Annotated in this window: 15 protein-coding genes; 4 read left to right on the top strand and 11 right to left on the bottom strand. The window is 57.3% G+C overall.

Annotated elements, in window-relative coordinates; translation table 11 throughout:
- Window positions 1-63: 63 nt before the first annotated feature.
- Window positions 64-477, bottom strand: coding sequence for a hypothetical protein (locus CIK87_RS00320; RefSeq protein WP_173823463.1), 414 nt, complete (start codon window positions 475-477; stop codon window positions 64-66).
- Window positions 478-768: 291 nt separating this feature from the next.
- On the opposite strand from CIK87_RS00320, the gene CIK87_RS00325 reads away from it, so the two are divergent.
- Window positions 769-2,193 (top strand): CCA tRNA nucleotidyltransferase, encoded by a 1,425-nt coding sequence (locus CIK87_RS00325; RefSeq protein ID WP_022309800.1) that lies wholly within the window; start codon window positions 769-771, stop codon window positions 2,191-2,193.
- Window positions 2,194-2,389: 196 nt separating this feature from the next.
- Here CIK87_RS00325 and CIK87_RS00330 read toward each other — a convergent pair whose 3' ends face one another.
- The 3 genes from CIK87_RS00330 to era all read right to left on the bottom strand — a co-directional run bounded on the left by CIK87_RS00330 (window position 2,390) and on the right by era (window position 5,133).
- Window positions 2,390-2,785, bottom strand: a complete 396-nt coding sequence (locus CIK87_RS00330; RefSeq protein ID WP_094384533.1) for a hypothetical protein — start codon at window positions 2,783-2,785, stop codon at window positions 2,390-2,392.
- 54 nt (window positions 2,786-2,839) lie between these two features.
- The gene (gene der, locus CIK87_RS00335; protein ID WP_094384490.1) at window positions 2,840-4,153 is read right to left on the bottom strand and encodes a ribosome biogenesis GTPase Der; all 1,314 of its coding nucleotides are present in this window, start codon (window positions 4,151-4,153) and stop codon (window positions 2,840-2,842) included.
- A gap of 98 nt (window positions 4,154-4,251) precedes the next feature.
- Window positions 4,252-5,133, bottom strand: a complete 882-nt coding sequence (era, locus tag CIK87_RS00340) for a GTPase Era (protein ID WP_022309803.1) — start codon at window positions 5,131-5,133, stop codon at window positions 4,252-4,254.
- Between the two features lie 243 nt (window positions 5,134-5,376).
- Between era and CIK87_RS00345 the strand changes: the two genes are divergently transcribed.
- From CIK87_RS00345 to CIK87_RS00355, 3 genes are read left to right on the top strand one after another with little or no spacing between them, the layout of a single operon-like run.
- Window positions 5,377-6,501, top strand: coding sequence for a glycosyltransferase family 4 protein (locus CIK87_RS00345; protein WP_094384492.1), 1,125 nt, complete (start codon window positions 5,377-5,379; stop codon window positions 6,499-6,501).
- On the top strand, window positions 6,492-7,616 hold the full coding sequence (locus CIK87_RS00350; protein WP_216822750.1) for a glycosyltransferase family 4 protein: 1,125 nt from the start codon (window positions 6,492-6,494) through the stop codon (window positions 7,614-7,616). Before CIK87_RS00345 ends, CIK87_RS00350 begins: the two co-directional genes overlap by 10 nt.
- Window positions 7,617-7,643: 27 nt before the next feature.
- Window positions 7,644-8,024, top strand: coding sequence for an MmcQ/YjbR family DNA-binding protein (locus tag CIK87_RS00355; RefSeq protein ID WP_094384496.1), 381 nt, complete (start codon window positions 7,644-7,646; stop codon window positions 8,022-8,024).
- Between the two features lie 747 nt (window positions 8,025-8,771).
- Here CIK87_RS00355 and CIK87_RS00360 read toward each other — a convergent pair.
- From CIK87_RS00360 to CIK87_RS00390, 7 genes are all read right to left on the bottom strand, one after another.
- Window positions 8,772-9,788 (bottom strand): beta-ketoacyl-ACP synthase III, encoded by a 1,017-nt coding sequence (locus CIK87_RS00360; RefSeq protein WP_094384498.1) that lies wholly within the window; start codon window positions 9,786-9,788, stop codon window positions 8,772-8,774.
- The gene (gene rpmF / locus CIK87_RS00365; RefSeq protein WP_022309808.1) at window positions 9,788-9,973 is read right to left on the bottom strand and encodes a 50S ribosomal protein L32; all 186 of its coding nucleotides are present in this window, start codon (window positions 9,971-9,973) and stop codon (window positions 9,788-9,790) included. The genes CIK87_RS00360 and rpmF overlap by 1 nt, the downstream gene beginning before the upstream one ends.
- An 18-nt stretch (window positions 9,974-9,991) precedes the next feature.
- Window positions 9,992-10,519 carry a DUF177 domain-containing protein gene (locus CIK87_RS00370; RefSeq protein ID WP_094384500.1) on the bottom strand — a complete coding sequence of 176 codons (528 nt, stop codon included), beginning with the start codon at window positions 10,517-10,519 and terminating at the stop codon, window positions 9,992-9,994.
- A 141-nt stretch (window positions 10,520-10,660) separates the two neighbouring features.
- Window positions 10,661-12,073 carry a DUF6080 domain-containing protein gene (locus CIK87_RS00375; RefSeq protein ID WP_094384502.1) on the bottom strand — a complete coding sequence of 471 codons (1,413 nt, stop codon included), beginning with the start codon at window positions 12,071-12,073 and terminating at the stop codon, window positions 10,661-10,663.
- Window positions 12,074-12,075: 2 nt separating this feature from the next.
- Window positions 12,076-13,482, bottom strand: a complete 1,407-nt coding sequence (locus tag CIK87_RS00380; protein ID WP_094384504.1) for a DUF6080 domain-containing protein — start codon at window positions 13,480-13,482, stop codon at window positions 12,076-12,078.
- A gap of 25 nt (window positions 13,483-13,507) precedes the next feature.
- On the bottom strand, window positions 13,508-13,912 hold the full coding sequence (locus CIK87_RS00385; RefSeq protein ID WP_094384506.1) for a GtrA family protein: 405 nt from the start codon (window positions 13,910-13,912) through the stop codon (window positions 13,508-13,510).
- Complete coding sequence (locus CIK87_RS00390; RefSeq protein WP_094384508.1) at window positions 13,878-14,480, bottom strand: HAD family hydrolase; 603 nt, start codon at window positions 14,478-14,480, stop codon at window positions 13,878-13,880. Before CIK87_RS00390 ends, CIK87_RS00385 begins: the two co-directional genes overlap by 35 nt.
- Window positions 14,481-14,482: the final 2 nt, after the last annotated feature.

Genomic DNA, 14,482 nt, shown 5'->3' on the forward strand with positions numbered 1-14,482 from the left:
TGCAAAGTTACTGATTTATCAAGAAACAGCAAAACTTTGCCGACACGATTTGCCGTGCCCGTATTATTTTTCCTGTTGGCGGCGGTGTATCACGCGCACCGTACCCACAAGCACATCATAGCGCACCTGCAGCGAGTCGCGGCGTATGCCGATGAAGTTGCGCTCGCGGATGGTCTTAGCAGCCGCCATCTCGGCGATGGTCGCCTGGAGAGCCGAGTCGGTGCGGGCGATGTCGGCCTGGGCGATGCGCAACGACGCATCCTGCCAGATGGGGAGCACACGGCGACGGGCCTCAACCTCCTTGGGATAACGCTGGCGCAGCGAGGTGATAGAGTCAAGCACCGTCTGATACTTGCCATCGGCATAGAGCTGCTCTATCTGGGCCACAAGCGCTGCGGCATTGTCACTCTCTGTGGGGCCACACGACAGCAGCATCAAAGCAGCTACTGCCGTCAAAAAGAATACCTTTGCTTTCATACGTGCAAACTTACACAATTTTTCTGAGGTAGGGAAACAAATGGCGTAAAAGTTTTCGGGCTGACAGCCAAACCAGACCTGGCCGCGCCCAGACCATTCTGCCGACCCGCACGGCTACACCTACGCCGACTCCACCCCACCCGGCACAGTCTGTGACCGCAACCAGGACGCCCGCAAGCCAGCAGGGGTGAGATTTTCAGCCATCCACTTGCGAGGACGGCTTAAAATGAGTAACTTTGCAGTAACCTATCGGCGACGCCAGGTAACGGCGCGCCTCAGCAGACATAGATTATGAGAAATTATACTGACGCTGAGCTGGCTCAGCTACTTGACAAGGATATATTCAAGACCATCGGCCGCGTGGCAGACCACCTGCACATGGAGTGCTATGTGGTGGGCGGATACGTGCGCGACCTGTTTCTGGAGCGGGCTTCCAATGACATCGACGTGGTGGTCGTGGGAAGCGGCATCCGTGTGGCCGAAGAACTCAAGGGCCAACTGGGACGAAAGGCGCATCTGTCGGTATTCCGCAACTTCGGCACCGCACAGGTGAAGTACCGCGACCTCGAGGTAGAATTTGTGGGTGCGCGCAAGGAAAGCTACAGCCACGACAGCCGCAAGCCTCATGTCGAGGACGGAACGCTGGAAGACGACCAGAACAGACGCGACTTCACCATCAACGCCCTTGCCATCTGCCTCAACCACGACCGCTTCGGCGAGCTCGTAGACCCCTTTGACGGCGTGTACGATATGGAGGACGGCATCATACGCACCCCCCTCGACCCCGACATCACCTTCTCTGACGACCCGTTGCGCATGCTGCGCTGCATCAGGTTTGCCACCCAGCTCAACTTCTACATCGAAGACGAGACCTTCGACGCCCTGGGCCGCAATGCCGAGCGCATCAAGATTATCAGCGGCGAGCGCGTCATGGAGGAGCTCAACAAGATTATGGCCACGCCCACCCCGAGCAAGGGATTTGTAGACCTGCACCGCTGCGGCCTGCTCCAGATACTCATGCCCGAACTTACCAATCTCGACATTGTGGAGACACGCAACGGCAAGAAGCACAAGAACAATTTCTACCACACTCTCGAGGTTCTGGACAATGTGGCGCGCCACTCCGACAACATCTGGCTGCGCTGGGCAGCCTTGCTCCACGACATAGGCAAGACCAAGTCGAAGCGCTGGGACCCTCTGCAGGGATGGACATTCCACAACCACAACTTCATAGGCGCCAAGATGGTGCCCCCGCTCTTCCGCAGACTCAAGCTGCCTATGGACGCCAAGATGAAGTATGTCCAGAAGATGGTGGACCTGCACATGCGCCCCATCGTGATAGCCGACGAAGAGGTGACCGACAGCGCCGTGAGACGACTCATCAATGACGCTGGCGACGACATCGACGACCTGATGATACTCTGCGAGGCCGACATCACCAGCAAGAACCATGAGCGCAAGCAGCGCTTCCTCGACAACTTCGCCGCCGTGCGCGTGAAGCTCGCCGACCTCAAGGAGCGCGACTACAAGCGCTTGCTGCAGCCTGTCATCGACGGCAACGAGATTATGGAGATGTTTCATCTGCAGCCCAGCCGCGAGGTAGGCACCCTCAAGCAGACGCTGAAAGACGCCGTGCTCGACAACCGCGTGCCCAACGAGCGCGAACCGCTCATGGCGCTACTCATGGAGAAGGCCCGCAGCATGGGCATCGTCTGACTGGGCCACAGCCCATATATAATAAGGTATAGGAGAACAACAATGCCTCTGCCCGCTTTGGAGCAGGGCTATAGAAAAGACAAGAGGAAACGGACTGCCGTTTCCTCTTGCTTGTTTATACGGGTGATGACAGATGCCGTCGGCACCTCACGCCCCTCACGCAGCCCAAGTCTGCCCGAGACTCGCCCGAGACCGCTTAGCGCATATACCACACCCCATTGTGGTACACCATTGGCACCACAATCTCCTCGCGGGTGCTGTCGGCGAAGGTGAGCATCACAAAGGCGTTGCCCTGATGGCGCGCAGTGTCGACCAGAGCGCCTACGGCAGCGACGTCACAGATGCCGCCACGCTCCTTCTGCTGCTGGGCCACATACATACGGGCATTGGCGATGAGCTGTTCGCGATAGCTGTCGGGAATACTGTCGGGGCGGTAAGTGCCGTCGACAAAGTGGTCATACCGGCCATGGAGCAGATGGTCGTAATAGACCTTGGCGGTCTGCGCCACCACGTCGTCGGACTTGGGCTCAGGGCCACAAGCCACGAAGAGCACGGCCACTACAGCCGCGAGTGTGAATATCAGTTTGCGCACGTTGACGGTGATTGCATCTTCCCCCGACACAAGGCCGGGGGCAGACTATGGTTATTATTTCTGGCGTATGAACACGTTGATGGGGCATCCGTGCATAGACCAGTTTTCGCGTATCTTGTTCTCGAGGAAGCGACGGTAAGGCTCCTTGATATACTGGGGCAGATTGGCATAGAACACAAACGAAGGGATTTGCGTGTTGGGCAACTGCGTACAGTACTTGATTTTGATATACTTGCCTTTGGTCGATGGGGGGGGCGTAGCCTCGATGATAGGCAGCATCACCTCGTTGAGCTTGGATGTTCCGACGTGGGCCTTGCGGTTCTGGTAGACCTCCTTGGCGGTCTCGAGCACGCGGAAGATGCGCTGCTTGGTAAGGGCCGAAGCAAAGATGATGGGGAAATCGACAAAGGGAGCCATGCGGTTGCGTATGGCGTTGGTGAAGGTATCGATGACCTTCTGGTCCTTGTTGGCCACGAGGTCCCACTTATTGACCACCACCACGAGCGACTTGTTGTTCTTCTGGATGAGCTGGAAGATGTTCATATCCTGCGCCTCGATGCCTCGGGTGGCGTCAATCATCAGGATGCAGACATCGCTGTGCTCGATGGCACGGATGGAGCGCATCACGGAGTAGAACTCCAGGTCCTCAGACACCTTGTTCTTGCGGCGTATACCGGCGGTATCGACGAGATAGAAGTCAAAGCCAAACTTGTCAAACCGTGTGTAGATACTGTCGCGGGTGGTGCCGGCAATCTCGGTGACGATGTTGCGGTCTTCGCCGATGAAGGCATTGATGATGCTGCTCTTGCCGGCATTGGGTCGGCCTACGACGGCAAAGCGGGGGATGTCGTCTTCCACATCCTCCTTGGCCTCCAAGGGCAGACGGTCGAGGATGGTGTCGAGCAGGTCGCCCGTACCGCCACCGGTGGCGGCGCTGATGCAGAAGGGATCGCCCAGACCGAGGCTGTAGAACTCGGCAGCCTCATAGTATTCGGCACTGTTGTCTACCTTGTTAGCCACAAGGATTACGGGCAGCTTGGCACGGCGCAGGATGAGCGCCACATCCTCGTCCCAGTCGGTGAGACCGGTCTCGACATCTACCAGGAAGAGCACCAGGTCGGCCTCTTCGGTGGCGACGAGCACCTGCTTGCGGATGGCGTCCTCGAAGACGTCGTCAGAGTTGACTACCCATCCACCGGTATCGACTACCGAAAATTCTTTTCCATTCCATGAACATTTGCCATACTGGCGGTCACGCGTAGTACCAGCCGTGTCGCTCACTATGGCGTGCCGACTCTGCGTGAGTCGGTTGAAGAGAGTAGATTTGCCCACGTTGGGGCGACCTACGATAGCTACTAAATTTGCCATTTCTGTGTTTGTTTGTTTTGCTGAAGTTTAACATTCTCCGGCCCTCGCCCTTGGTCGGCGAGAGTACCCCCTACGTCTCATCAGGGGGGAGTGATATATTATTCGGGGTTGTACCCGAAGTTGTTCAGTTCGCGCTGGGAGTTGCGCCAGTCCTTGTCGACCTTGACAAAGACCTCGAGGAAGATTTTCTTGTCGAAGAACTTCTCCAGGGCCTTGCGCGCCTCGCTGCTTACCTTCTTGAGCGCCACGCCCTGATGCCCGATTACGATGCCTTTCTGTGAGTCGCGCTCCACATAGATGACAGCGTTGATATGTATATTGGTGTCGGTCTCCTTGAAGCGTTCCACTGCGACCTCTACTGAGTAGGGTATCTCCTTGTCATAATACAGGAGAATCTTCTCGCGGATGATTTCGGAGACAAAGAAGCGGGCGGGCTTGTCGGTGAGCTGGTCTTTGCCGAAATAGGCGGGCGACTCGGGCAGCAGTTCTTTGATGCGCTTCATCAGCGGGGCGGTGCCAAACTTGTTTTTGGCCGACACGGGCAGTATCTCTGCATTGGGCAGCAGCGCGTGCCAGCGCTCCACGATGTCGCCGAGGGTCTTCTGGTCGCTCTGGTCTATCTTGTTGATGAGCAGCAGCACGGGTATGGTCATCTTGGCCACCTTGGCGAGGAAGTCGGCGTTCTTCTCGGGATTTTCCACCACGTCGGTGACATAGAGCAGTACGTCGGCATCGGCAAGGGCCGACTCCGAGAAGGCCAGCATCATCTCCTGCATCTTGTAGTTGGGCTTGAGCACTCCGGGAGTATCAGAGAAGACTATCTGGCAGTCGTCGTCGTTGACGATGCCCATGATGCGGTGACGGGTGGTCTGGGCCTTGAAAGTGGCGATGCTGATGCGCTCGCCTACGAGCTGGTTCATCAGCGTAGATTTACCCACGTTGGGGTTGCCTACGATATTTACAAATCCTGCTTTGTGCATAGTTACATCCAAAATAGGCTGCAAAATTAACCATAAATCCTGAGATAGAGGCACTGAGAGGCAAAAAAGTAGTCTGCAAGGGGTCAAAAAAGTGCTTGCCGACGCCTTTGCCCCATCCCTCTGCGCGTCGGGCTCACCCATAGGCGGGCAGAGAAATATCGCCGCCCACGACAAAATAGTCGGGGAGATGCTTGGCAGAGAGGGAGAAAAAAGATAACTTTGCTTGCAGACAACAGAGTGATTATGCAACCTAAGATATGTTTTGTCACCACGGGCGACATACGCGTCAACGCCACCGCCAAGCGCGCGCTGGGCATGGCGCGTCCGCTCGATGGACTGGGATGGAAGGTGGCGGTAGTCCTGGAAGACACCGCCGAGAACCGCCACCGCGCGGCATTGGAGTGTGGTGACGCCACAGAACTGGTGTTCTTCCGCCAGCACTCGGCGACAGACGAGATAAGGACCAAGAGCGCCATCGTAGCCCGGCTGCATCCCGACGTGCTCTACATCAGCGCGCCGGTGGTGCGCAACATGGTAGCCGCGCCGCGGGGCTGCCGACGGGTGGTGGAGCACTCGGAGCTGGCGTCTCACAATGCCGACGTACACGGACTGATGTGGCTCAAGGTGATGGCTATGGAGCTGTGGTCGATAGTCCAGGCCGACGCGCTGGTCTGCGCCAGCCGCTATCTGATGGACATCTTCGGGCGCCGGGCGCACCGCATGCTGTGCCGCACGCACCGGCTCTACCTGCCCTACGCCTACAACACCGCCGTGTGCCACCCCATGGTTATAGACCGCACCACGGTGGCCGACGGGCGCTATGCCGGGCGATGGATATGCTGCTACATGGGCAGCCTCACCGACAACTATGGCGCGCTGACCATGACCGACGCCATAGACCGTCTGCGCAGCAGCCACCCCGAGGTGCTGCTCATCCTCATGGGTCGCGGCGACGCCGAGGACGAGGTGCGCAGGAGAATACGGGAGCGGGGCATGGAGCGCCACATCATGCTCACGGGATACGTGAGCGAAGAGGAGATAGACTTCTACTTCTCGCTCGCCGACGCCTTTATCTCGCCGATGCACGACACGCCTCAAGACTGGGCGCGGTGTCCCAGCAAGCTCTATATGTATCTGCCCTACGACCACCCCATCGTCACCTGCCGTGTGGGAGAGCCGCTCGCCACGCTGGGCGACAAGGGCGTATACTACCAGCCTGGCGACGCCGACGACATGGCGCATCAGATAGGGAAGCTGATAGACTCTGGCACGACCCGACTGGGCATCGACGCCAGCCGCCACACATGGCAGGCGCGCGCAGAGGTGTTTGACCGATGGATAAGAAAGGAGACAGGATTATGCGAATAGTGTTCTGGCAAAACTGTATAAGCCCCCACCAGATGCCGTTTATCACCAGGCTCGCCGACGACCCTCGCGTAGACGAGGTGGTGGTGGTGGCAGAGGTCGACGTGCCCCCCGAGCGCCGGCAGATGGGGTGGGACTCGCTCTACGACGCCAACAACCGCACGTGCCGCATCTATCTGCATCCCGGCGACGACGACATACGCCGGCTGCTGGACCAGAGGGCGGCGGAGAGCTGGCATATATTCATGGGCATCAGAGCCTTCGGCTACGTGTTCCATTGCCTCCGGCTGAGCATAGTCTACCCCGTGAGGCGTGCCATGATGTCTGAGCGCCCCAACACCTACGCCCTGGGGCTGGCCAACGGCAAGCCGCTGTGGCTGCACCGCCTGCGCTTCATGCTGCGCGACAGGAGATACGCCGGACATATAGAGCGCGTGTTTGCGATAGGCGCGATGGCGGCCGACTATTTCGGCTCGGTCAGCAAGCACTGGCAGGTGAGCCGGTTTGCCTACTGCACCGAGACGCCCGTCATCGCCACGCCCCCACCCCATGACCAGCGGCTGCGGCTGCTGTTTGCGGGCTCGCTGGAGTGGTACAAGGCTCCGCTCACGCTGCTCAAGAGTCTGCTGATGACCAGAGATGGCGACGCCGCAGTGGCTTTCCATCTCGACATCATAGGCAACGGCAGTCAGCGGCGCAGCTTGCAGCAGTTTATCGCTACCCACTGTCTCGCCAACCGCATCGACATGGTGGGCACGGTGGCCCACAACCGCATGGCAGAGTGGATGGGCAAGAGCGACGTGCTGGTGCTGCCGAGCGTCTACGACGGCTGGGGAGCGGTGGTCAACGAGGCGCTGCTTGCTGGCAGCTATGTCATCGTGAGCGATGCCTGTGGCGCTGCCGACCTGCTGGGCGACAGCAGGTTGGGCAGGGTCTTTCATGCCGGCGACGCCAAAAGACTGGCGCGCATCATCGCCAACTGCCACTGCCGCCTCGACAGCATACGCGCCGACCGTCAATGGCGCCGCCAATGGGCTATTGAGCACGTCAGCGGCCCACGCATTGCCCGATACTTCATCGACTGTCTCTGCGGCGATGACATCGAACCGCTATATTAACTCTTATCACACAAGCAACTGTATATCATGGACATCGAACAACTACGCGACTATTGTCTCTCGCTGCCTCTGGTGACCGAAGACATGCCCTTCGGCGACACCACGCTGGTCTTCCGCGTGAGGGGTAGGATATTTGCGCTCACCGACCTGGAGCGCCCCACGCTGGTGAGCCTCAAGTGCGACCCCGAACTGGCCATAGCCCTGCGCGAACGCCATGAGGGCATAGCCGGCGCCTACCACATGAACAAGAAGCACTGGAACCAGGTGGCGCTCGACGCCCTCCTCCCCGACACGATGATAGAGAGCATGGTGCGCCACAGCTACGGCGAAGTGGTCAAGAAGCTCACGCGCCGCGAGCGCACCGACTACCCCGAGCTGACGAGCATAGACACGAGGGTGGTCGATTAGACTAAGCCCAAAGCCACGCTGATAGCCCCCGCCTATGCACCGACCATCACCGCCACCACTTTGCTCGCACCCACCATACCACAGAAATTTCTACTCAGCGCACCGACCCTCCCCGCCACCACATTGCTCGCACCCACCATACCACAGAAATTTTTACTCAGCGCACCGACCCTCCCCGCCATAATCCTCAAAAGAGTAAAGTGCATGACTGCCAACGCCGTCACCACGTTGACGGGCTCGTATCGGACGACGCGGAAGCTCGTATCGGACGAAACGGATGCTCGTATCGGACGGTGCGGATGCTCGTGCCTTCCGACACGAGCCGCCAAAGGTGGTCTCGGCGCTCGCCGGGATGGTCATAAATTCTGCAGAGATGGTCACGAGACTGACAAAGGTCATCTGGAGTATCGCAAAGACCATCGGCGTGCTACGCTGCGGCTATCCGTGTACTCAGTACGGGCAGCAGAAGACTGCGCATTGTCATCGGCAGGCAGCGTATTGCCATCGGCAGGCAGCGCATTGCCATCAGCAGGCAGCGCATTGCCATCGCCAGGCAGCGCATTGCCATCGGGGTACTACGCTGCGGCCATCCACTTGGTTGTGAAAAGCTATGGGGAAATCGGGAAGAAGATGAGGGAACGGGTGCCGCAGGCGGCGGCGCTTGGGAACAAAAAAAGCGTGTCGACATTGCCGGTTGGCTTTGTCTACACGCTTTTATGATTGACCACAAAAAGAGTGGTATGCTGTTTACTTCTTTGCTACATCCGAGCCGTTGTAAGCCCACTTGTAGTATGAGGCTCCATGAACGAAGCCGGCACCAAAGGCGGTGAACACAATCTTGTCGCCCTTCTTGAGCAGATGCTCATTGTCCCAAAGGGCCAATGGAATGGTGGCGGCACTGGTGTTGCCATAATGGTCGATATTGATCATCACGCGGTCGAGATTGAGCTCGGCACGCTTGGCTACAGCCTCGATGATGCGGAGGTTGGCCTCGTGAGGTACAACCCAATCGACATCCTCGCCCTTGAGGTTGTTGCGCTTGAGTATCTCCAGCACGTCGTCGCTCATGTTGGTTACCGCATAGCGGAACACGGTGCGGCCCTCCTGATAGAGGTAGTGCAGACGATGATCGACGGTGAAATGAGATGCAGGACAAACCGAGCCACCTGCCTTCATGTGAAGGAAGGGAAGGCCCTTGCCATCAGTGCGCAGATAGGAGTTCTGCACACCCACACCTTCCTCTGTAGTAGCCTCGACCAGTACTGCGCCAGCGCCATCGCCGAAGAGCACGCATGTCTGGCGGTCGGTATAATCAATCAGTGAAGACATCTTGTCGGCACCGATAACGATTATCTTCTTGTAGCGACCACTCTGAATCATCGATGCAGCTACATCGAGCGAGTAGAGGAATCCGCAACAAGCAGCCTCAAAGTCGAAGGCGAAAGCGTTCTTCAGCCCCAACTTGCCTACCACAATCGACGCGGTAGAAGGGAACTTGTAGTCAGGAGTGGTGGTGGTAACGATAAGTGCGTCGATGGTATCAGGATCAACGCCTGTCTTGGCGATAAGCTGCTTGGCTGCCTTGCGAGCCAGATAGCTGGTGCCAAGACCTTCCTCGGTGAGGATGCGGCGCTCCTTGATGCCAACGCGAGTCATTATCCATTCATCGCTGGTATCGACCATGCGCGACAACTCCTCATTGGTGAGGATATAGTCGGGCACGTAACCACCAATGCCTGTGATAATTGCGTTTATTTTCTCCATTATTCAGCTGTTTCCTTAACAACAGCTACTTTACCACGATAGTAACCGCAAGTACTGCAAACGGTATGATATACATAGTAAGCGCCACAGTTAGGACATACGGCGAGTGTAGGAGCTACTGCCTTGTCATGAGTTCTTCTCTTAAGTGTACGAGTCTTCGACTGTCTTCTTTTAGGATGTGCCATTGTTGTGTAATTTTTAATTTAATCTTTAATATTCAGTTGCCTAAGGGCCTCCCAACGAGGGTCTACGTTATGCTCTTCATCCTCTTCACCACTTCGGGAGGTGGAAAGTTCATCAAGAACCTTCATCATGGCAGGGTTGCATTTTCCAGGTGCATGCACATGCCTGATAGGGATATTCAGAACGATAAATTCGTAGACAAACCATGCGACATCGAGTATTCCTTCGTCCTCGTTGACAGTCACAAGGTCATCGTCTTCGGAGTATTCGTCCCCAAATTTGACTACGAGCCTCTCGTCACAGGCGACAGGCTGAAGCATGTCGTCGAGACACAGGTCGCAAGGTACTATAACCTGACCTTTTATATCAAACATCAACTCAAAGAAGCTCTCATTCCGGCTGACAGTCAATCGCAAATCAAGCTGACCACGCTTAATATCCGGGGCCTCAATGGCCTCAAAAAAAGCGTCGTCAAGTTTGATGTCGACGGTGGTCAAACCTTCTTGCAAACCTTTCAAGTCGATTTTCAAAGGTGCCAAATTGTACATTTCGGCTGCAAAGTTACTAAAATTCAGATAAACAGCAAAGGAATTGTCAGTTTATTTTACGCTCCCATTCAGCACTTTAGCATATTCGGCGATGGTCGGCAGCCCGCCATACTATACCTTATTATATATAGGGGGCATGGTTCAGGTGAGGTAGCCCACGATGAGACTGCCATTGTAAACCCACAGCCAAAGGGCGAGCATGATGGTGACAGCGCGCACCGCCACGCCCATGCGGCCATGGGCAGAACGGAGCAGGTAGGCCATGGCGAGCGGGATGATGAAGGCCCACTGGGCGGTCATGATATACACCTCGTTGATGCCGAAGCCCAAGACGATATGGACAAACATGTCGAAGGCGAACCAGGAGAATGCCATCCAGAAGAAACGGCTGCGGCGCGACGCCCAGATGCCCGCTGCAAAGAGCAGGGCGACAAGAGCCTCGACGCAGTAGTAGCCCCAGTGATCGTAGGGGACTATCATAGGACGGTTGTCCTTGAGGATATCCTGGAGGAGGACATTGCGGTGGAGCTGGATGGACTCGCCAAAGAGGTTTTCGACAATGCTCGCCCAGCGGTCGGTACTGCGGTCGGTCCAGGCCATAAATCCCTTCTTGGACATGGGGTCGCCAATCTTGGGATTGGCATGGTTGCGGCGGTATTTCTCCTGAGCCAGACGGCGGAGTATCTTGTTGACTCCCTGCTGGATAAGTCGGGGGTCGTGGGTAGTGGCTGTGTCGGCATAAGCCCTATAGAGGCTGTCGCGGAACGCCTTGTCCTGTGCCTTGAGCTTGGCCTTGGCGGCTATCTCTAAAGGCTCTGCCCAAGTGTGGTGTTCCAACTTGGCGACGCCCCATATCAGCGCCGACGGCAGGGCTATGGCGAGCAGCATGTAGCGCCACCGGAAGAGACGGCGGCCGTTGACGAAGAGCGCCGAGAGAAAGACCTTGACGCCATTGTTGAGCGACACGCCCGCCATGAGGAAGAACATCACCACCGTCTGCCATATCTTCATCGCGGCGCCCGTCTGCAACTGTCGGCCAGCCACATAGAGCACCACCATCATCATGCAGAGGGTGAGGTTGAAATGGTCGGGCACCATCACGGTGAGCATGATATACGCCATCGAGTAGAAGAAGGCCATGAGGAGCCACGCATCGGAGCGGGTGAGCCCCACGATTTCGCGCATGATGCGGAAGAAGAACACGGTGCCGTAGAACCCGAAGAACACCTCGACCACTGCCACCACGATGACGGCACAGTTGACGCCCGTGAGCCAGATGAGGGCCTGGTTGATAAGGTATGGCACGTACATGAAGATGGCAAGCAGCGGGTGGCGTATGATATTATACTGCCAACCGCTCCACTCGGACACCACGGAGTAGCTCCACGCGTCGAAACCTGACATGTGGAACGTGTCGCGAGCCATGTCGTGATAGTTGACACCAAGGGCAGACAACTGCGGGAAATACTGGACGACGACGAGGGCATTGAGCGTCGCTATCACCACGAAAGCCACCACGGCGACGAGCCGCTCGGTGGGTTTTATCTTGAACATTTTCAGCATAGCATGTATTTGACGATGTGATAACCATTATAGGCATAGAGCCAGAGGGTAAGTGCCACGATGACACCACGGCAGAGGGGACGCCAGCGGGTGGGTCGGGCCAGCAGCGCAGCCATCGCCACGGGGATGACGAATATCCAGTGGGCAGTCATGATATATATCTCGTTGAGCCCAAAGCCTATCCCGACATGGAGCAGCACATCGAGGCCGAACCACGACAGACAGAGCCACAGCAGACGGTTGCGCCGACCCATCCAGATGCCTGCCAGAAAGAGCGCGGCGATGATGGCCTCGACGACGTAGTTGACCGCCCAGCGATACTCGATAATCATGGGGCGGAAGCGGCTTTGGTCCTGAAGCAAATAGTCGGGGTGCAGCTGGATGGACTCGCCGAAGAGATTTTCCACGACCGACGCCACGCGCGGCGAGGTCTTGTCGCTCCACCGCATAAACTCACCCTGCATGAACGGCTTGCCTTTCTTGGGCTGGCGCTTGGATTTGGGCTTGGCTGCCGCTGGGCTTGGCTGTGCAGGAGACGGCTGCTGCGCCTTGAGCTGTGCCTCCCGCTTCTGCTCGGCACGCTTTTGGGCTATAGCCGCATGGCGGGCATTCTCGCCGGGAGCCACGAGGTAGTGATACTCATAGCGTGCGCCGACCCAGATGACCAAGGCGGGAACCACCACAGCAAGCAGCAGGAACTTGGGGCGGAAGAAGCGGCGTCCGTTGACCACGAGGCCAGAGAGGAAGACCTTTAGCCCGTTGTTGAGGGATATGCCGGCAGTGACCACAAACAGCACTATCGCCGCTGGCAATGACATCTGCAGGCGCCTCGTGATAAGTAAGCCCGAATAATAGAGGACAATAAGCAGCACGCAAAGGGACAGCACGAAGTGGTCGGGCACCATGGCGGTGACCATGACGAAGGCAAAGGAATAGAGGAAGAACGACAGCAGACGGGCATCGGTGTGCGCGAGTCCCATCACCTCGACCAGCAGACGGTAGAGGAACAGGAAGGCATACCACGCCGCCGCCACCTGGATGGCAGTCATGATGAAGAGCGCACAGTTGATGCCGGTCATCCACATCAGCGCCTGGTTGAGCAGATAAGGTACCCACATCATAAACGCCAACAACGGATGGCGGTACACATTGTATCGCGCGTCCCAGTTGGAGACGACATAATAGGATATAGGGTCAAAGCCCGAGATGTGGAAATTACCAACAAAGAGATTCCAGTAATGGTCGGTAATCGGGGTGAAGACTCCGTAGTAATGGATGATGGTGAGGGCGTTGAGCGCCACCAGCAGCAGCGCCACAGCCAGCATCATCCACCGCTCGTCGCGGCGCAGCCGAAACAGGTGGCTCAGAGATATGAGTGTAGAGATAGGATTGTGGGTCATAGACAGTAACGTAAATCTGTGGGCATTACCTCTTGAGAAAAAATCTCACCAGGATAAAGTTGACGGGGACGCAGATGGCAAACATGGGGATAGGTGCCCAACTCTCGTCGACACCGAGCCATATCGCCACATTGAGCACGGCTATCTGCAGGAGATAGTTGACGGCATGGGAGAGGGCGAAGCCGGCGCCATGGCTCACACTGGCCTTGACGCGGAAGGTGTAGCGGGTGGAGGCGGTGAAGTTGAACGCGAAGCTGATGGCATAGGCGATGGTCATGGCCAACGAGGGCGCCAGCCTGGGCAACAAGAGCCAATAGACACCATACTGTATGGCGGTGGCGATGATGCCCACGATGCCAAAGCGTACAATCTCGCCCACCGTCTGGCGTCGGCGGTTATCTGAAGGGCTTGTAGTATCCTTGGTCTGCATAGTCTAACATTTCTTTGTCGCCCCGGCTGTCGCCGAAGGCTGTCAGATGATAATTGTCGCGGTCGGGAAAGACCTCTCTGATACGGCGCACCTTCTCGGGACCATAGCAGTTGGGCGTGGCAAAGCGTCCGGTGAGTCTGCCATCGCGGGTCTCGACCTTGGTGCCCAACACGACAGGCCGGCGGTGGGTTCCGGCGACCTCGTCGAAGAACGGCGCCACCCAGTTGTCGATGCTGGCGCTCACGATGGCCACCTCGGCGCCCTCTGTCAGTGCCCTACCCAACTCGCGGAGTCCCTCTTGGCGCAGCAGATGGCGATAGCTGCGGGCGAAATCGCGGCAGGCGGCATCGAAGCGTGCCTCTTCCCACCCGCCGAAGAAGTGGGCAAAGAGCCTCTGCTTGGCTTTGTAGTTGGGATAGAGGTGCATGAGCATCAGTACAATCCATGGCGAGCAGAGCGCAAAGCCCCACAACATCGCCCATCGGCCACAGGCGTGGCGGATAAAGGCTATCAGCGTGTCGCTATGGGTAAGCGTGCCGTCGAAATCGAAGACAAAGACTTGGCGCATGG

Source organism: Prevotella sp. P5-64, assembly GCF_002251285.1.
Taxonomy (GTDB): domain Bacteria; phylum Bacteroidota; class Bacteroidia; order Bacteroidales; family Bacteroidaceae; genus Prevotella.